Source organism: Streptococcus sp. FSL R7-0212 (genome assembly GCF_038007985.1).
GTDB classification, from domain to species: domain Bacteria; phylum Bacillota; class Bacilli; order Lactobacillales; family Streptococcaceae; genus Streptococcus; species Streptococcus parauberis.
Map to the genome: position 1 here is coordinate 1012612 of NZ_JBBOYF010000001.1, position 18241 is coordinate 1030852.

Sequence of the window (18241 nt, forward strand, 5' to 3'; positions counted from 1 at the left end):
GCATGGCAAGAAAAAAGAAATCAAATATTGGGGATAGAATCCGCATTGTCCTAGCTATCACTTTATTAATAGTAGGACTTGGGCTTTTGTTCAATAAAACTATTCGTAATACGATGATTGCTTGGAATTCTAATAAATATCAAGTTAGTCGTGTCAGCAAAAATACCATCAAGAAAAATAAAGAAGCTAAAACAAGTTTTGACTTCGCTGGTGTAAATGCAGTTGATACGCAAACTGTTGTTGAAGCTCAAATGGCCGCACAGAAGCTTCCAGTAATAGGTGGTATTGCGGTACCAGATGTTAGAATTAACCTACCTATTTTCAAAGGGCTTGGGAATGTTGAGTTACTTTATGGTGCTGGCACCATGAAAGATGGTCAGATTATGGGTGGTGAAAACAACTACTCATTAGCAAGCCATCATATTTTTGGAATGGTTGGTTCTTCTAAAATGCTATTTTCTCCGCTGGAAAATGCTAAAATTGGAATGCCAATCTATGTGACAGATAAAGAAAAAATTTATCGTTACGATATTAACTCAGTTAATCGCGTAACACCTGACCGAGTTGATGTCATAAATGACACACCAGGGTCAAAAGATATTACCCTAATTACTTGTACGGATGCTGAAGCAACGGAGAGAATTGTTGTTAAAGGACTCTTGAAAGAAGAAATGACTTATAATGGGGCCCCTGAAAAAATTCTTAATTACTTCAGTAAATCTTATAACCAAGTAGCTATTGAATAATCAATTTGAATTACAAATATACTTTTCACCACTGTGAGAAGTATTTTTATTTGATAAATGATAATCATACTACAAGTAATTCAATAGGAACAAAAGAAAGAGAAAGTACATTTTATGAAATTAACTGCTATTCATCATGTGGCCATTATTGTTTCTGATTATGATAAATCTAAAGACTTTTATGTTAATAAGCTTGGTTTTGAGATTATCAGAGAAAATCATCGTCCTGAGCGTCATGATTATAAATTGGACTTGAAATGTGGTGACATTGAATTAGAGATTTTTGGTAATTCAAAATCAGATCCTGAATTCACGGCGCCACCAAAACGAGTTGGTCGTCCGGAATTTGACCGCGAAGCCTGTGGCCTTAGACATTTAGCCTTTTATGTGAAAGATATTGAGTCATATATAGAAGAGTTGAAAGTGCTAGCCATTCCTGTAGAGGAGCTACGTTATGATGACTATACTGGCAAGAAAATGACCTTTTTCTTTGATCCAGATGGCTTACCACTGGAATTACATGAATAACAAACGCCCTATGCTTAGGGCTTTTGTTATGGGATTGACTCATTTTGTCATCTGGTAGTCGCAGGTTTTTAATCGTCTTCTAAATGGTAAGGTGATATAATAGTCACACGGGATTTTGATTAATTAGGAAATGACTCCAAAGGAGAAAAATAATGAAAAAAAGTAAAAAACTAATGCTTGCAGGACTAGGTCTTGCTTTAACCTCGGCTATTATTGCCACGCCAGTTTATGCGGCAACTAGTGATGTTCAGCAGGTTATCAATGAGGGCTATGTTCAGCCTGATTACGTGCTCGGCTATTCCCTTGATGAATCACAAAAGCAAGAAACACTTAATCTCTTGAACTATGATAGTGCTAATGATAATCAGGTAAAAACATTGACAACGGCTGCCTATGCTAAAATCATGAACGTAGCTGATGATGCTAGCATCCAACTTTATTCATCTGTTAAAATCAAGAAATTGGGTGCAAATGATGTGCTCAAAGTGGAAATTGTGACGCCTGATAAAATTACCAAGGTAACTCAGGACATGTACCGTAATGCGGCTGTGACGCTCGGAATTGAGCATGCTGACATTAGTGTTGCAGCACCAATTGCTGTTACGGGTGAATCAGCTCTCGCGGGGATCTATTATTCTCTTGAAGAAAACGGAGCACAGATTCCACAAGAGAACAAAGAGCTGGCGCAGGATGAATTGAAGGCCTTATCAGACATCGATGCAGCGAACCAAGGTAAAGATGGTTACGACACTGATAAATTGAATGTTGCTTTGACAGATATTAAAGCGCAAGTAGCTAAAGGTGGGTCTGATTTAACGAAAGAAGATGTTGAAAAGATTGTTACAGATACCCTTACTAAATACAAATTAGATAATGTTATCTCACAAGACCAAATTACAATGATTAATAATTTTGCCTTTAACTTATCAAACTCAGGTGTCATCACAAATGGTGACTTCACGAAGACATTGAATTCATTGAAGGATTCAATTGTTGCAAAATCGGGTAATGCCTTTAAAGGAATCAACTTAGATAGTTTGAAAAATGTTGATACAACAAAAGCAGTAGAGACAGGAAAAAATATTTGGCAACAAATCGTTGATTTCTTTAGAAATTTAATTGGATAACTAAAAAGAGGATAAGGAGACTTATCCTTTTTTTAGTTCTTAAATTATTATTTTAAAAGATTAACTTTATTAGTAGCTTTATTTCAAAACATATTTTTTATATAAGCACTTGACTAAAATAAAATTACTTTATATACTTAACTGGTTAAGTTAAATTAGTAAATGTTGAAAGGAGAACAATTGAAAATTAAAAAAATTTTTTATAGCTTATTATTTTGTATATTGTTACCGATTTGCTTAATACTTACTGGTTGTCACTCAGAAAAGCAAGAAAAGGTGGAAGGATTAAAAATTGTAACTAGTTTTTATCCAATCTATGCCATGACCAACTATGTCTCTGGTGATCTGAATAATATTAAAATGATTCATACAAATTCTGGTATTCATGGTTATGAACCGTCAGCCAATGACGTTGCTGCCATCTATGATGCCGATGTCTTTTTCTACCATTCACATACTTTGGAATCTTGGGCGGGCCAACTGGATGCTAGCACCCACCACTCAAAGGTTAAAATTATAGAAACATCAAAAGCATTGCCTTTAGACAAGGTACAAGGACTAGAAGATATGGAGGTGGGTAAGGGGATTGATCCAGCTACCCTTTATGATCCACATACCTGGTCTGATCCCATTATGGCAGCACAAGAAGTACATGATATTGCTGATAAGCTCTGCAAGTTGGACCCTAAACATAAGGATGTCTATCAGAAAAACGCCAATAGCTTTACTGAAGAAGCGGAAGCGATTGCCAAAGACTATAAAGTAAAATTTAAGTCTTTGAAAAAGAAAACCTTTGTGACGCAACATACTGCTTTTTCATATTTAGCCAAACGCTTTGGTTTAGTCCAACTTGGCATTTCAGGTATTTCTCCTGAACAGGAACCAACTGCAAGACAACTTAAGGAAATTCGGGACTTTATCAAAACTTATAAGGTCAATACTATTTTTGTTGAGAAAAATGTGTCACAAAAAATGGCCAAAACAGTGGCTAAATCTACGGGTGCAAAACTGAAAGAATTGAGTCCTTTAGAAATTGATCCAGGAGAAAATAAAGCTTACTTGAACTATATTGAGCAAAATTTAGAAATTTTATATCAAGAATTAAAATAATAGGAGTAAAAAATGAATAAGAAGAAAATGATTGGCACCGGTGCTGTTCTTGCTTTGTTATTTAGTGCTTGCGGCTATGAACTTGGTCAATTCCAAGCTCAACATGTTAAAGAAAACTCAGTGTCTTATGTTGACGCTGATAAAGCAAGTAAAAATTACAAAATCAAGCAAGCTGCAGATAAGAGTCCAGATGATATCAGTAATGAAGAAGGAATTTCAGCTGAACAGATTGTCGTTAAAATTACGGATAAGGGCTATGTCACTTCTCATGGTGATCATTATCATTATTACAACGGAAAAGTGCCATATAATGCTATTATCAGTGAAGAGTTGCTGATGAAAGACCCAAACTATGTTTTCAATAAAGCAGACGTTGTAAACGAAGTTAAAGATGGCTATATTATAAAAGTAGATGGAAAATATTACTTGTACCTGAAGGAAGGAAGTAAGAAGGAAAATATTAGAAGTAAGGAACAAATAGCAGAACAATCTAGAAAAGGAAGAAAAGAAGCAGAAAAAAATGGTTACGGATCAGCTTCAGAAAATGCTTCTAAGTCTGGTGGACATGTTGCAGCCTCTAGACAAGAGATTAAAGCTGCTAAAAGCCAAGGGCGCTACACCACTGATGATGGGTATATCTTTAATCCAAATGATGTTTTGGAAGATACTGGCGATGCTTACATTGTGCCTCACGGAAATCACTTCCACTATATTCCCAAAGCAGAATTATCTGCAAGTGAATTAGGTGCAGCTCAAGCCGTTTGGGCTGCTAAATCAGGAAAAGGAGCAGGTCATAAGGCTGGTACAGGCGGTGCATCAATACCAATTCCTGTATCAAACGGTGGCAACTGGACTCCCACTCCAAGTGGTGGAGGTCATTCAAATGCCCCTATCTACTACCCAAGCGTTCCTAACTCACCAATTCCAGCCCCACACCATACTGGCGGTGATGATCATCGTCACAAACCAAATCAGCCAGCTCCAGTAGTTGATAAGAATCATGTGTCTTATCATGAGCTCTTGCAGAAACTCTACAAACAACCTGCAAATAAACGTCACCGTGAAGACGATGGTTTAGTATTTGACCCAAATCAAGTCACTAAATTAACCAGTCGTGGTTATGTAATTCCACATGGTAATCATTGGCACGTAGTACCAGAGAGTCAATTATCACCGCTTGAAATCTACTTGGCAAGGATGCACCTTGCCGGTCAAAGCCAGGTGGACAAAGCGACAGCTGAGAAACTTCTTGGGCTTGAAACTCCAAAAAAACCTGAATCACCAAAACCTGTTGACCACAAGCCTGAATTACCAAAAGGTAAGGACGGCAAGATTAATCTAGTGAATGGCTCTATTAAGAAAACCAAACAAGGAAATGACGGCAAACCATATACGACTGATGATGGTTATCAATTTTCTGTTGATTCAATTAAATCATATGATGAAGAAGGGATTATAGCAGATCATGAAGGGCATGAACATTATATTCCTTATAGTGAACTTGAAGACAGTGAGTTAAAACAAGTTCAAGATAGCATTAATGCTAAGAATAGTAAGATTGAAAAAATTGAAGCTGGTCACTATAGCAAAGAAGAGATTGCCAAAAAATTACAATTTCTCTCACTGCAAACTAATGTACCAATTGACAAGTTTAAGGTAACCGGAGATAAGATTATTATTCCTCATGGTAATCACACTCATACTGCTGAAATGAAAAATGTGCCATCGGCAATAAATCCAGATCAGTTTGACGATCAAGAAGAGTATAAGACAACCCTCTTGCAACTTAAAATGGGCAAAGCAAAATTGGATTATCAAACAGAAGATGTCATTCGATCTGGCTCTGATTTAATCATTTATTTAAAAGACGGATCCCAAAAAACCATCTCTTTAAATGATATTAAATTACCAATAGACTACAAAGAAGTAGACTTTGTTGAAATACATAATCAAAAACAATTAGAGCAAAAAAAATACGACTATATTGCTCAACAGTATCATGTAAGCTTAAGAGATTTACATGTTTCAGGAGATGTCGTCAGTGTTGCTAATAAACCGACGGTATCTCTCAAGCTTGTCAATATAAATGATCCTATCATTTACACATTAAAAGACGTTGCTCAGCCAATGCCTGAAAATAAGGAAGGCAAAGAAACCTCATTACCAAGTCAGCCAGAAGAAACATCACCACAAGAGACTCAAGATGTTCCAATAGCTGATCCAGTTGATAAAGCTGAAGTAGCGGAGGAGAAAGTTGACATCGATAATTATGATGCGCAGATGCAAGCATTAGCTAGTCGGTATGGAATAGATCAAGCAACTTTCCAAAATCGACTCACTCAACTAGCCTTTAAATATGGTGTTAGCATAGGAAATATTCAATTTAGCCAATATTTATTATTTAATTCAAATGGTAGAGCAGTTACATATGATATAATTAATCAACAAGAAGTACAATAATTCAGTTAACTATATCAAAAAATCTTATAATAGATAATATTATATTCCCCTTCATTAGATAGAAGATCTAATGAAGGGGATTTTTAATAGATTATAGCAATAAAATGATAACCTCTCAATCAAATAGCGGTATATCAGATTTGATTAGTCATTTCATAGAATTCATTTATTAGCGACATAAGATAATCAATCAAAGAAAAAGGATTAAGTTCTGCACTGAGTAGAACTTAATCCTTTTTTTGTAAATATAAAAATCGACTTATTTGAAACAGTACATAAATGGTATTTCAGTTGATTTAAAAGTATGCAACAGATGCTGCGAAGACTAAGGCTGGTAACATATTTGCTACACGTATTCGTTTGCCAAAGACAATATTCAACCCAACACAAAAGATAAGGATTGAGCCGACCAGTGAGATATTGGCTAGTGCTCCGTCAGTCATAATAGGTTTTAAAATATGAGCAAAAGCAGTAATAGCACCTTGGATGATGAGGACTGGAAAGGCTGAAAAAACGGCACCTTTTCCAAGCGATGATGATAAGACTATAACAATGATAAAATCTAGGACACTCTTGGTTAAGAGTAAACTGATATCGCCACTGATACCATCTTGAAGCGGTCCGATAACAGCCATAGCACCAATGCAAACCGTCAAAGTCGCCACAACAAAGGCATTTACAAAATCAGGATCCTTGGAATTGCCACTTTTGACTTTCAGCCATTGACCAAATTTCTCAAAGGAGCCTTCAATATTAATGACTTCACCAATCAGAGCGCCCAAAGCTAAGCAAGCAACAACTAACATGCTACCACCACTAATTAAAGACTCTTTAGACATCTGCAACATACCCGACATAGCACCAGAAATGCCAATGAAGAGGACACTGACACCAGTAGCCATACTCAAGCTTTCTTGATGGCGCTCATTGAGTTGTCGTCCAAAATATTTACCAACAATCCCTGCAAATAAAATTGCAGATGCATCAATTAATGTTCCTAAGGCAAACATGTTTTCTCCTTTTATAAGGTTATTCCCAAGCTTTATTATATCCATAAAGAAAACGCTGTCAAGAGCTTTTGGTAAAGTGTTATGATAGAGAAAATTCAGATTATTAAATATCCTATAATAAGTATACGTTTATACATTTTGTTATTAAAAAATGAGAAGTAAAATTGATGTGAATTGACAGAAAATCAAATGAATAGCACCTATAAACATTGATAAAAAGGAATTGTCAAAATCTTTCAATCAATTTGTCAAACTATTTTAAATTATCATAAATGTATAAGTATTCTATACAAAAAAATGAAAAAATATTTATAGAAATTATGAAATCATATCTTTTTTAGACTTGACTGAAATATATTATAATTTCATTTCATACTTTTCATAAAACTTGTAACAAACTATTATAATTAGCTTCGTATCGGATTTGTTGATGTTAAATAATCCAAACTATTAAATGATATAATGGAGTAGAGGTAATTGAAATGAAAAGAAGTCATTGATCATTTTATCGGCTCTTGTATTTTAACAACTTGTTCTAACAATAATAAAGAATTGGCAAAATCTACTTTAGATAATAATGATAAAAATGTAAAAAAATAACTCTCCATTTTGGAGAGTTATTTTAGTTTTTCTTGTCTTTAATTTTGAAGTGCAAGTCGTCTTCTGTTAGTTGGACTTTGATTTTCTTTTCGGAATTGATATTTAGGATGGAAGTTAGGGCTTTTTCTGAGGATTTGATAACGTCCTCTTTTTTATCACTGAGGACAAATGCAGAGGTGTTATAGACGGTTTCGTCTGTTTTTTCTGCTAAGAATTCTTGGGCTTTGACACTTGAGGTTGCTAGGTCAACAGCTTTATCGACTAAGCCACTGGATTGATTTTTGATTTTTATTTTGCCACTTTGTTGGGAGTCAACATAAACGGTTAGTGGTTTTTTGAAGGTCACTAAATTATCCTTAATTAGGATATCATTTTTACTGATTCCGGCTAAGTCAATTTTGAATTCAGTGGTAACTGGGATCAAAACTTCCATATCTCGACCAATAAAGAATCTGGTGATGGTTTCTGTCCAGCTCGGCCATTCTGTTAAATTGTCGTTTTGAAAGGTTTGCTTACGGGTAGTATCAGTCTCGGCGTCAGCGACAACCAACTGGATTTGCTTGTCAAATCGTTTGAGGACGTAATTGTAATCAGCGGTTGTTGTTCCGCCGAAGAGGTGGGTGAGTTGATCACGGAAAAAGAAGCCGAGGCCACAGGTAAGAGCGACAAGCACCAGTAGTGGCACCAAGATTTTGGTAAGACGGTTGCGAATTTGTTTCATATCAAATCTCCTATTTAATTTGTTATTAAGAGCATTGTAATTTTTGGGATACTTTCATTATACAGGAAAGGGGGAGAATACTCTTAGATAGACACTTTTAAAAGAAAAAAGATTTGACTATATCGGGGAATAATTGAAATTTCCGACTATTAAATGTGGTATAATAGGTATATTAAGCGCTTTTATCAGTTGTAAAAAAAGCAGACCTGGTCTTTTTTTTTGAGAACAATTCTGAACAGCTTATTTCTATATTATGTTATAATGCAAGCACAGCCTAAAGGAGGGATATATGACATCACTTTATGATTTTACAGTTAAAGACCAACATGGAGAGGACATTTCCCTTAGTCAGTTTCAAGGTAAGGCACTTCTCATCGTCAATACAGCAACGGGCTGTGGTTTGACTCCCCAATACCAAGGTCTCCAGGAACTTTACGATCAGTATGTCGACAAAAGTTTTGTGATTCTAGACTTTCCTTGTAATCAATTTGCTGGGCAAGCACCTGGTAATGCCGAAGAAATTAATAACTTTTGTAGTCTCAATTACCAAACAACTTTTCCTAGATTCGCTAAGGTAAATGTGAATGGTAAAGAAGCGGACCCAATGTATGTTTGGTTAAAAGCTCAAAAGAAGGGGCTACTAGGTAAAGCAATTGAATGGAACTTCGCCAAATTTCTGATTGACAAAAATGGCCAAGTCGTAAAACGTTATTCCTCTAAGACCGCCCCTCAAGAGATTCGTCAGGATTTAGAAATTTTATTAAAGGACTAGTTTTAGTAAAAAAATCAATAGATATATTAAAAAACACCTAGTATTTCAATACTAAGTGTTTTGTTTTAATTCCCAAAATAAAACTCTTCAAAACTCTGGCCTGCTAAGTCAGCCATTTCCTTTAGGATAGTTACATTTGGTTTTGAGCGACCAATTTCCCAGTGACTAACAGAGGATAAGGAGATGTTGAATCGTTCAGCAAACTGACGATCTGTTTCGCCAAGTTCCATTCTTAAGTTGAAGATTCGATTATTAAGTTTTGATGGATCGCGTCTTTCTTTTATTTCAAAAATTGGGCCAGGACTCAACTCGAATCCTTGAGTTACTTTTTCCAGGGCCTCGTCGCGTGAGATATTCAAACGATTAGCCACTGTAATGACTTTCTTCGGTGTTGCATTTAGCTCCCGACAAGCTGCAGTGAAATTAGAATAAAGTTTCCCTAAAACTCTCACTTCACGGGACTTAGTTGGAGATGTCTCTCTCTTGCTTGGCATCTACACATCCTCCTAATTATCAAATAGTTCTCCTTAACTATATCGTAATTAAATAATCATTTCAAGCAAAAGTCGGATATTTATGAAAATAATGACTTAAAACGTTCATATAAAGGAGAAGTTAGTTTTTAGAGAAATATCATATCTAAGCACATTTTATCATTTGATAAATGAGTATGATGAGAGACAGAATGACTTAGTCGGAAAAGGTTTACAAATTAATTGGATGATGATAATGTAATCATATTAGGTGATAGTTTAATTTAAATAGGGGTGACAAATGACACAGTATGAAAAGATTGCTAACGATATTCGGAAACAGATATTGAATGAAAGCTATAAAAAAGATTGTCTTATTCCGGACCAGTTTGAATTAGCCAACCATTATCAGGTCAGTCGAATGACGATTCAAAAAGCTATTAATCTGCTTAAGATTGAAGGTTTTTTGTATACCAAAAGAGGTAAGGGAACCTATGTAACCTTTCCACCGTTACAGCAAGATAAGTATGGTACTGATGTCGGAACGATCGTAGGCACATCAAGCTATTATTCCAATCAAGGTAATATGACAAGTAAAGTGATATCTTTTGAAACACGTTTACCAGTCCCTGAAGAAATGGATAAGTTAAAACTCTTATCAGATCAAACAGTCTTTGATATTATCAGATTAAGGTATTTAAATAATGAACCATTTCATTTAGAATATTCTATTTATCCATGTCATATAATTCTTGGACTAAATAGTCACATACTAGATCAATCTATTTACAGATACATTATTGAAGAATTAGATTTACAAATTGGCTCAGGCATTCGACAGATTAGAGCAGATAAACCCGATAATTTTGATCAGATATATTTAGAATGTGCCAAGGATGATCCTGTATTAGAAATCGAACAAGTTGTCTTTCTCAAAGATGGCAGGCCCTTTGAATATTCCCAAACACGCGCAAAATATACCAAAGCATCAGTAAACTATATTGATTTCAGATAGAAGGAGAAAAAATGTTAGGAGCAGTTGTAGGTGATGTGATTGGTTCACGTTTTGAATGGAACAATCACAAATCAAAAGATTTTCAACTATTTACAGAAGATTGCCATCTAACTGATGATAGTCTAATGACGCTAGCAGTTGCTGAGGCACTAATGAAGAGCAAAGAGGACTTTTCGGATTTATCAGAAGTAGTCATTCATTCGATGCAAAAACTAGGTCGAAAATATCCTCACGCCGGATTTGGTTCACGATTTTATCAATGGTTGAATGAACAGAATCCTCAACCTTATGGCAGTTTTGGTAATGGTGCAGCAATGAGAATTTCTCCTGTAGCTCTGGCTGCCTCTTCCTTAGAAGAAGCTATCATTCTGTCGAAAGAAGTAACAAAGGTCAGCCATAATCATCCTGAGGCAATTAAAGGGGCAGAGGCAGTAACTGCCGCAGTCTATCTAGCAAAAGCAGGAAAATCGAAAGAAGATATTTTAGAATACATTTTGGATCATTACTATCAGATTGATTTTAGTTTAGATGAAATTAGAGAGTCTTATGGCTTTGATGTATCCTGTCAAGGCTCTGTCCCACAAGCATTACAAGCCTTTTATGAATCCACTGATTTTGAAGACTCTATCAGAAATGCAATCTCGATAGGAGGAGACTCTGATACAATTGCAGCCATCACGGGATCAATTTCTGGAGTCTATTATGGAATACCTGATCAGTTAATTAGTCAAACTGAAACTTATCTTGACTCCTGCTTAGGGCATATAATGAAGCAGTTTGATGCTTATATTGCGACTATGTAAACTGAAAACTGTACATGAGAAGCTAAGGCTATATACAAGCCTAGCTTCTTTTATTATACTGTAAATGTAAACGATTTCAAAAAGGGGTATAACATGGAAAAATTCTTTTGGGGTAACTCAGTTTCAAGTATGCAAACTGAAGGTGGATGGAATCAAGGTGGCAAGAGTTTATCTGTCTATGATATTCGAGAAGCTACTGATCAATTAAGTGATTGGCATTTTGCCAATGACAACTATAATAATTACATTGAAGATTTTGACTACATGAAAGAACTTGGTATGAATATGTATCGATTCCAAATTTCTTGGTCACGTGTGGTTAAAGAAGGTGATGGTGAATTTAACGAGGAGGGTATTGCATATTATTCTCAGTTTATAGATGACTTACTTGCGCGTGGAATTGAACCGATGATTTGTCTCTATCATTTTGATATGCCATTACATTTAGCTAAAGATTACAATGGTTTTATGTCTAAATATGTAAAAGATGCATTCATCAGATATGGTAAAGAAATGGTCGATCGTTTTGGGGACAGGGTTAAGTATTGGATTACTTTTAACGAACAAAACATCTTCCATTTTAGAGAAGGCTTTCACATTTCTGGATATGATCAAGGTGATGAATCTATTCAGGATCTTTACCAAATTGCTCATAATGTCATGATTTGTCATGCTGAAATAGCCAATTATATCCACGAAACTACAGATGCTAAAATAGGTGGCATGTTAGCTTATTCTGAGGTGTACCCAGCTTCGCCTCGTCCAGAAGATATCAAGGTAGCAAGGGAATGGGATGAATTTGTTAATCAGACTTTAATTGAATGTTATGTCAATGGGAACTATTCTCGTCAGCATTTGGCCTATGCCAAAGCAAATGCTATTGATTTAGGTATTATCGACGGCGAAATGGAGAGTCTGGCTAAACTTAAGAGTGATTTCATGAGTTTTTCTTATTATAGTTCTACAACGATAAGTGCTAAGAATATCCCTGAAGGGACACCGCCAAACTTTTATCTGGACTTTGGTAAGGAGGCTAACCCTTATATTGAGTCTACAGAATGGGAATGGCAAATTGATCCACTTGGTTTCAGAGATGTCCTCAATAAACTCTATCAAAGATATAAAGTACCAGTTTTCCCAATTGAAAATGGGATTGGGGTTCGTGAAACTTGGGATGGTGAAAATCCAATTCAAGATGATTATCGTATTGATTATCACAAAGATCATATCAAAGCTATGTTTGATTCAATGACGGAAGATGGTGTCGAGGTAATTGGTTACCTTGGTTGGGGCTTGATTGATATTTTAAGTTCTAAAGGTGATATGGAAAAACGCTATGGCTTAGTTTATGTTAACCGTAGCAACCATGATTTAAAAGATATGAAACGAGTTCCTAAGAAGAGTTTTGATTGGTTCAAGAATATGATTGCTAGTAATGGCTCTTCAGTTTTTGAAGATTAAAGGAGTAGTGTTATGGAAGAAAGTAAATGGGGAAATTTTTTAGAAAAATTTGCTGAGTTCTCTGCAAGATTAGGGAATCAAATTCATCTAAGAACCTTACGCGATGCTTTTACAACTATTATGCCACTGTTTATTTTGGCTGGTTTAGCTGTTCTTTTAAATAATGTCGTGTTTACTGCCTTATTTAATGGAGATGTTTTAGCTAAATTTCAAACCTATGGGAACATGTTAACAAATGGCTCCCTAAACATTGCTGGTTTATTAATTACACCAGTTATTGCTTACTTTTTGTCACAACATCGTGATTTTGATAAGCCAATCAGTTCATCAGTTGTAGCGATATCATCATTATTTGTCATGTTGCCAATGATTAAAGAAGTGATTCCAAATGGAGCTGAAAAAGCAATAGAGGTTTCCGGGCTTGTCACTTTTAAAGAAATCGGAACAACTGGATTGTTTGCCGGTATTATTATTGGGATGCTAGCAACTGAAATGTTTATCAAATTAACCAAAAATAAACATTTGCGTATTAGACTAGGCGACGATGTTCCACCTGCAGTCGGTGAATCATTTTCAACAATGATTCCTTTGATGTTGACAGTTTCATTCTTTGCTTTAATCTCCGCATTGCTATTGAATTTGTTCAACACTGATATGGTGACCTTGATTACTAATTTGGTTCAAGAGCCGCTGCGCCGTGTCAATACTTCCTTATTTGGTTACTTATTAATATACTCTACTGGTAATTTCCTTTTCACCTTGGGGATTCACCAATCAGTAATCAATGCTACATTAACTGAACCCTTAATGCTTCTGAACATGAATGAAAATATGGCTGCTGTTCAGGCTGGTAAGGAAGCTCCGCACATTTTAAATTCTGCATTCCAAACATGTTATGCTCAAATGGGTGGTACAGGTGGAACTTTTGCATTGGTCATTTTAGTCATTTTGTTTATCAAATATAAACCATTTAAAGATATCATTAAATTATCTGTTGGCCCAGGCTTATTTGAAATTAATGAACCAATCATATTTGGTTTCCCAATTGTCTTCAACCTTCCAATGATGATTCCTTTTGTTCTTAGTCCTGTTATTGGTGCTTTAATTGGTTATTTTGCAACTGTGGTAGGATTTGTTAAACCTTTAACGGTAATGGTTCCTTGGACTACACCACCATTAATCAGTGGTTTCCTCGCATCGCAAGGTGATATTAAAGTTGTTCTTGTGCAAATCATTATTTTAATTGTTACAGCATTATTTTACTGGCCATTTGTCATTGTTGCTCAAAAAGCAGCTAAAAAACAAGCTGAAATAGAAGGAATTGTGGAGGAAATCTAATGAAAAAAGTAATGATATTTTGTAATGCCGGAATGTCGTCATCTTTGATGGCTAAGAAAGCAAGTGATTTGTTAAAAGTAAAGGGAAAAGATATTCATGTTGATGCTACAACAACAAGTGATTCAAAAAATATAGTGAATAAGGATGAATACGACTTATATTTGGTTAGTCCTCAAACCAAAATGTATTTCAAACCAATCACGGAATATGCTAAGCTTCATCATAAACCAGTCGATAATATTCCATTTAATGCCTATATACCAACACCAGCTGGTTTAGAAAAGCTAACAGGAATTATTCTTTCACATATTGATTAAGACAGAAAAGCTATAACACTAAATGTTATAGCTTTAAAATTATGTGGCTCTTAGTCCGTTCCACTCCAAAGGTGTGAAGCAATTAACTACCCGCTATGGGGGTGCGTATTGAAGGCTATACCCAAAAAAATCCTCTCGCGATACAATAAGGGTGTTCAAGCCAATTGTATTGCGAGAGGAGTTAGAGTATGTACAGAAAGGCATATAGCTTATCACACACAAAGTGGATGTGTAAGTATCACATTGTGTTCACCCCTAGGTATAGACGAAAAATAATCTATAATCAATATAGAAGCAGTCTTGGTGAAATTTTTCAGAGATTGTGTAGCTAAAAAGGCGTAGAAATAATCGAAGGACATTTGATGCTGGATCATGTCCATATGTTGGTGAGTATTCCACCAAGGCTTAGTGTCTCAAATTTTATGGGATATATAAAAGATAAAAGTGCACTCTTGATGTTTGATAAACACGCCAATCTCAAATCTAAGTTTGCTAATCAATGTTTTGGGGCGGAAGGATATTATGTAAGTACTGTAGGAGTATACGAAGCCACAATAAAAAAACACATACAATATTAGGATAAACATGATATCGCACTGGATAAATTAAGTGCAAAAAAATGTGAAGGTCCCTTTAGGATAGCGGCAAATAATACAAATGGCCTTTGAATGGCCTGTGACTATTCAAGAGCAATGAAGTTTGAACAAAGTGAAAGCCAGCGTCTAAAGGCGCTGGCTTGTATTCTGGGCTTATAGCTCTTGTTCGAACCACCCGTTATACGGATGGTTATTATTCATTAATTAAGTTATCAATTTTTGGGACATAAAATAGTAATAAGAAACCAAATAGGATGGTTATACCACCAACTATTGCAAAATAGGCTATCTCAGTGTGATCTGTATAGAATTTAACGAATTGAGCATTAAGGGCCTGAGCTGATGCATTACTCAAGAACCAAATCGACATCATCTGAGCTTTAAATGCTTTAGGCGCTAGCTTATTTGTAACTGACAAGCCAATTGGTGAGATAAGCATTTCACCGACAATAACAATTGCCCAACTCATAATTAACCACATTGGACTAACTCTGGCTTGGCTTCCAAAGAGCATAACCGGAATTGCCATCCAAACAAATGATAAGCCTGAGGCCATTAAACCAAAAGAGAACTTTTTGGCTGATGAGGGTTGTTTGCTTCCAAGTTTAGCCCACATCCACGCAAAAATTGGCACGTAGAGCATAATAAAGAGTGGGTTGATACTTTGGAAGTATGAAGATGGGAAGTTGATGTGGTGGCCAAAGAAGGTGAAGTAGAGGCGAGTTTGTTCATCAGCGAATAGGGCTAAGACAACGGCGCCTTGCTCTTCAATTGACCAAAAGAGAATTGAGGCAATAAAGAGTGGAATGTAGGCAAAGACGTGTGAACGCTCTTCACTTGTAATTTTCTTACTTTTGAGAATTGACACGAAATAATAAATTGGAATGACAATTGCGACAATAGTAAAGAAATTGATGACTAAATCAACTGACAATAAACCAGTCACTTGAAGTAGAAGTAGAACAAGTGTAATAGCAACCAGAGCAGCAACTGCTTTCTTGATTAAGGAAGATTTCTCAGTTGCTGATAAAGGGTCACTTGGGACCAAACTGTCTGGTGATAGGTATTTATTGCCATCACGGACGTACTGGATGAGACCAAGTAACATCCCAACGGCTGCTAGTGAAAAGCCAAGGTGGAAGTTAACTTCTTGCCCAAGATAACCAACTAATGCAGGAGCAATAAAAGCTCCTAAGTTAATTCCAAAAACAAAGATACTGAAACCAGCATCACGACGCAAATCCTTTTCGGCGTATAGACTCCCCACCATATCTGAAACGTTTGGCTTAAGTAAACCAGTCCCAAAAATGATTAAGGCAATTGAAAAGAAAAGGGCAGTTTTGCCGAATGGCGTTGCAAGGGCTATGTGACCAAGCATAATTAAAATTCCACCATATAAAACAGTTTTACGACTACCTAAAATACGGTCACTAATATAGCCGCCCAAAACTGAGGATAGGTAAACAAGTGAGCCATAAATAGCCATAATCGATGCTGCGGTCGCTTTATCAAATCCTAACCCACCATCCGCAACACTGTAGTACATGTAATAAAGCAAAATTGCTCGCATACCATAGTAAGAAAATCTTTCCCACATTTCAGTGAAAAAAAGAGTGGACAAACCACGAGGGTGTCCAAAAAATGTTTTTGTATCTATCTGATTCATTGAACTCTCCTTTTAATAACTATTTATTAGAATACATTAATATATCAGACATGTCAATAAGATTAGAATATAAAATCAGATAATAATACCATAAACTGTGTATAAATCAATTTTATTCATGTATAGATAATGACAAAGTACTCTTCATTAATTAGACCAAGGCTACTAGTGAATTCTTTCTGTGAAAAATGTAGTAAAAAAAGCCCTTAGGCTTTCTTTGTTTTAAAGGATTGCTTCAGTATAAATGGTGCAATAATTGTAGAGAGGATGACTACAATGACCAGTTCTGAATAGGTGTGGCTTGAAATCAGTTTATCAGCTAAGCCAATTTGTACAATAATCAAAGCCATTTCTCCTCGGCTGACCATCCCTCCACCAATTGTTAGAGCATCTATTTTCGAAAATTTAAAGGAGCGCCCAACCATATAGCAAGGAATCAGTTTAGTTGCGACGGCCAGGACTGTGAAGAGGACGATTATCGGTAAGTTGCTAATGATGCCGTCTAGTTTTAATGGCAGAGCAATTGAGGCGAAGAAAATCGGAATGAAAAAGATGTAGGCAAAAATTGAGGTTTCGTGCTCAATCTCAGTAGCATATTTAGTCTGTCCGATGGCAAGTCCCGCGAAGAAAGAACCAATAACTGCAGACATGCCAACGCTATTAGCAAGTAGTGCCGTAGTAAAACAGAGGAGTAAGGCTAAGAAAGTATTTTTCTCAAAGTTATCAAACTTGTTTACAAATTTAAAAATGGCTGGAACGATGTATTTGACCAAGGCAATTAGAAATAAAAGAAAAGCAAGTTGTCCTAGTACTTCAAAAATCAGTTGATTTGATGATCCAGAATCGGATTTACTACTTGAGATAAAGAAGCTAAGAAGTAGCACTGCAATGATATCATCTGCCACAGCAGCACCTAAAATAACTGCCCCTGTATTGGTCTTGACTTTGTTATATTCTTGTAGAACTTCCACAGTGATAGAAACACTGGTCGCCGCAAATACAATACCGTAAAATATTGCAGTATGTGATTGATAACCCATTGCTAAAATTACCAAGTAAAAGGCTGCAACAGGTATGATTACACCGGAGATAGCTACAACAAGACTTGGCTTGAGGTATCTTTTAAGTAATTCTAAGTTAGCATCCATCCCAGCCAGAAACATCAGTAAGATAACACCTAATTCAGATAAAAAATGAATTAATTCCCCTTGATGGACAAGATTGAGCACAGCTGGACCAATCAGAATACCAACAAGTAATTGCCCAACAACGGCAGGAATACCGATTCGACCTGAGAATTGGGTCGCTAGGAGACTAGCAAATAAAATAATCGTAATATGTAAAAGTTCTTGCATTATTCCTCCGAGATAAAAAATTTGAGTATCGATAATATTATAGCATGATTATGGTGATACTTGAAGAGATTCATTTGTAAAGGTCCCCCAGATATAAGAAAAAGGAAACATTACTGTTTCCTTTTGTTATTCCCCTCGCTTTT

The 18241-nt window shown here is 35.8% G+C and carries 16 protein-coding genes and 1 pseudogene; 12 read left to right on the plus strand and 5 right to left on the minus strand.

Annotated features, from left to right (window positions below):
- Positions 1-2: 2 nt before the first annotated feature.
- The 5 genes from MKY69_RS05210 (at position 3) to MKY69_RS05230 (ending at position 5971) form a co-directional block, all read left to right on the plus strand.
- Complete coding sequence (locus MKY69_RS05210; RefSeq protein ID WP_340791104.1) at positions 3-746, plus strand: class A sortase; 744 nt, start codon at positions 3-5, stop codon at positions 744-746.
- A gap of 114 nt (positions 747-860) precedes the next feature.
- The gene (gene gloA2, locus MKY69_RS05215; RefSeq protein ID WP_003104317.1) at positions 861-1274 is read left to right on the plus strand and encodes an SMU1112c/YaeR family gloxylase I-like metalloprotein; all 414 of its coding nucleotides are present in this window, start codon (positions 861-863) and stop codon (positions 1272-1274) included.
- A gap of 152 nt (positions 1275-1426) precedes the next feature.
- Positions 1427-2401, plus strand: a complete 975-nt coding sequence (locus MKY69_RS05220) for a DUF1002 domain-containing protein (RefSeq protein ID WP_340791105.1) — start codon at positions 1427-1429, stop codon at positions 2399-2401.
- 162 nt (positions 2402-2563) lie between these two features.
- Positions 2564-3511, plus strand: a complete 948-nt coding sequence (locus MKY69_RS05225) for a metal ABC transporter solute-binding protein, Zn/Mn family (protein WP_445684231.1) — start codon at positions 2564-2566, stop codon at positions 3509-3511.
- Between the two features lie 12 nt (positions 3512-3523).
- Positions 3524-5971, plus strand: a complete 2448-nt coding sequence (locus tag MKY69_RS05230; protein WP_340791108.1) for a pneumococcal-type histidine triad protein — start codon at positions 3524-3526, stop codon at positions 5969-5971.
- A gap of 296 nt (positions 5972-6267) precedes the next feature.
- On the opposite strand, the gene MKY69_RS05235 is transcribed toward MKY69_RS05230, so the two are convergent.
- Both MKY69_RS05235 and MKY69_RS05240 read right to left on the minus strand, forming a co-directional pair.
- The gene (locus tag MKY69_RS05235) at positions 6268-6981 is read right to left on the minus strand and encodes a DUF554 domain-containing protein (protein WP_003106839.1); all 714 of its coding nucleotides are present in this window, start codon (positions 6979-6981) and stop codon (positions 6268-6270) included.
- A 622-nt stretch (positions 6982-7603) separates the two neighbouring features.
- Positions 7604-8302, minus strand: a complete 699-nt coding sequence (locus MKY69_RS05240; protein ID WP_340791109.1) for a hypothetical protein — start codon at positions 8300-8302, stop codon at positions 7604-7606.
- Positions 8303-8591: 289 nt separating this feature from the next.
- Between MKY69_RS05240 and MKY69_RS05245 the strand changes: the two genes are divergently transcribed.
- On the plus strand, positions 8592-9074 hold the full coding sequence (locus MKY69_RS05245; RefSeq protein ID WP_116486351.1) for a glutathione peroxidase: 483 nt from the start codon (positions 8592-8594) through the stop codon (positions 9072-9074).
- A gap of 65 nt (positions 9075-9139) precedes the next feature.
- Here MKY69_RS05245 and MKY69_RS05250 read toward each other — a convergent pair whose 3' ends face one another.
- Complete coding sequence (locus MKY69_RS05250; protein ID WP_003106845.1) at positions 9140-9568, minus strand: helix-turn-helix transcriptional regulator; 429 nt, start codon at positions 9566-9568, stop codon at positions 9140-9142.
- 280 nt (positions 9569-9848) lie between these two features.
- Between MKY69_RS05250 and MKY69_RS05255 the strand changes: the two genes are divergently transcribed.
- The 6 genes and pseudogenes from MKY69_RS05255 to tnpA all read left to right on the plus strand — a co-directional run bounded on the left by MKY69_RS05255 (position 9849) and on the right by tnpA (position 15149).
- The gene (locus tag MKY69_RS05255) at positions 9849-10562 is read left to right on the plus strand and encodes a GntR family transcriptional regulator (protein ID WP_311981972.1); all 714 of its coding nucleotides are present in this window, start codon (positions 9849-9851) and stop codon (positions 10560-10562) included.
- A gap of 11 nt (positions 10563-10573) precedes the next feature.
- Positions 10574-11365, plus strand: a complete 792-nt coding sequence (locus tag MKY69_RS05260) for an ADP-ribosylglycohydrolase family protein (RefSeq protein WP_311981973.1) — start codon at positions 10574-10576, stop codon at positions 11363-11365.
- 93 nt (positions 11366-11458) lie between these two features.
- Positions 11459-12826, plus strand: coding sequence for a glycoside hydrolase family 1 protein (locus MKY69_RS05265; RefSeq protein ID WP_003107990.1), 1368 nt, complete (start codon positions 11459-11461; stop codon positions 12824-12826).
- Positions 12827-12838: 12 nt separating this feature from the next.
- Positions 12839-14164: a PTS sugar transporter subunit IIC gene (locus tag MKY69_RS05270; RefSeq protein WP_003106852.1), complete on the plus strand. Its 1326-nt coding sequence runs from the start codon at positions 12839-12841 to the stop codon at positions 14162-14164.
- Positions 14164-14481 (plus strand): PTS cellobiose transporter subunit IIB, encoded by a 318-nt coding sequence (locus MKY69_RS05275; protein ID WP_003104151.1) that lies wholly within the window; start codon positions 14164-14166, stop codon positions 14479-14481. The genes MKY69_RS05270 and MKY69_RS05275 overlap by 1 nt, the downstream gene beginning before the upstream one ends.
- Before the next feature lie 188 nt (positions 14482-14669).
- Positions 14670-15149, plus strand: a pseudogene (gene tnpA / locus MKY69_RS05280) (IS200/IS605 family transposase).
- Between the two features lie 121 nt (positions 15150-15270).
- Here tnpA and MKY69_RS05285 read toward each other — a convergent pair.
- Positions 15271-16743, minus strand: a complete 1473-nt coding sequence (locus tag MKY69_RS05285; protein ID WP_100084188.1) for a peptide MFS transporter — start codon at positions 16741-16743, stop codon at positions 15271-15273.
- Positions 16744-16949: 206 nt separating this feature from the next.
- The gene (locus tag MKY69_RS05290) at positions 16950-18098 is read right to left on the minus strand and encodes a cation:proton antiporter (protein ID WP_340791110.1); all 1149 of its coding nucleotides are present in this window, start codon (positions 18096-18098) and stop codon (positions 16950-16952) included.
- Between the last annotated feature and the right edge of the window lie 143 nt (positions 18099-18241).

Excerpts from the sequence above, each read along its gene's own strand:
- MKY69_RS05225 (WP_445684231.1), top strand. The coding sequence starts at position 2,564 with ATGTTGAAAGGAGAACAATTGAAAATTAAAAAAATTTTTTATAGCTTA.
- MKY69_RS05260 (WP_311981973.1), top strand. The coding sequence starts at position 10,574 with ATGTTAGGAGCAGTTGTAGGTGATGTGATTGGTTCACGTTTTGAATGG.
- MKY69_RS05245 (WP_116486351.1), top strand. The coding sequence starts at position 8,592 with ATGACATCACTTTATGATTTTACAGTTAAAGACCAACATGGAGAGGAC.
- MKY69_RS05210 (WP_340791104.1), top strand. The coding sequence starts at position 3 with ATGGCAAGAAAAAAGAAATCAAATATTGGGGATAGAATCCGCATTGTC.
- MKY69_RS05290 (WP_340791110.1), bottom strand. The coding sequence starts at position 18,098 with ATGCAAGAACTTTTACATATTACGATTATTTTATTTGCTAGTCTCCTA.
- MKY69_RS05240 (WP_340791109.1), bottom strand. The coding sequence starts at position 8,302 with ATGAAACAAATTCGCAACCGTCTTACCAAAATCTTGGTGCCACTACTG.
- MKY69_RS05235 (WP_003106839.1), bottom strand. The coding sequence starts at position 6,981 with ATGTTTGCCTTAGGAACATTAATTGATGCATCTGCAATTTTATTTGCA.
- MKY69_RS05275 (WP_003104151.1), top strand. The coding sequence starts at position 14,164 with ATGAAAAAAGTAATGATATTTTGTAATGCCGGAATGTCGTCATCTTTG.
- MKY69_RS05270 (WP_003106852.1), top strand. The coding sequence starts at position 12,839 with ATGGAAGAAAGTAAATGGGGAAATTTTTTAGAAAAATTTGCTGAGTTC.
- gloA2 (WP_003104317.1), top strand. The coding sequence starts at position 861 with ATGAAATTAACTGCTATTCATCATGTGGCCATTATTGTTTCTGATTAT.
- MKY69_RS05285 (WP_100084188.1), bottom strand. The coding sequence starts at position 16,743 with ATGAATCAGATAGATACAAAAACATTTTTTGGACACCCTCGTGGTTTG.
- MKY69_RS05255 (WP_311981972.1), top strand. The coding sequence starts at position 9,849 with ATGACACAGTATGAAAAGATTGCTAACGATATTCGGAAACAGATATTG.
- MKY69_RS05220 (WP_340791105.1), top strand. The coding sequence starts at position 1,427 with ATGAAAAAAAGTAAAAAACTAATGCTTGCAGGACTAGGTCTTGCTTTA.
- MKY69_RS05250 (WP_003106845.1), bottom strand. The coding sequence starts at position 9,568 with ATGCCAAGCAAGAGAGAGACATCTCCAACTAAGTCCCGTGAAGTGAGA.
- MKY69_RS05230 (WP_340791108.1), top strand. The coding sequence starts at position 3,524 with ATGAATAAGAAGAAAATGATTGGCACCGGTGCTGTTCTTGCTTTGTTA.
- MKY69_RS05265 (WP_003107990.1), top strand. The coding sequence starts at position 11,459 with ATGGAAAAATTCTTTTGGGGTAACTCAGTTTCAAGTATGCAAACTGAA.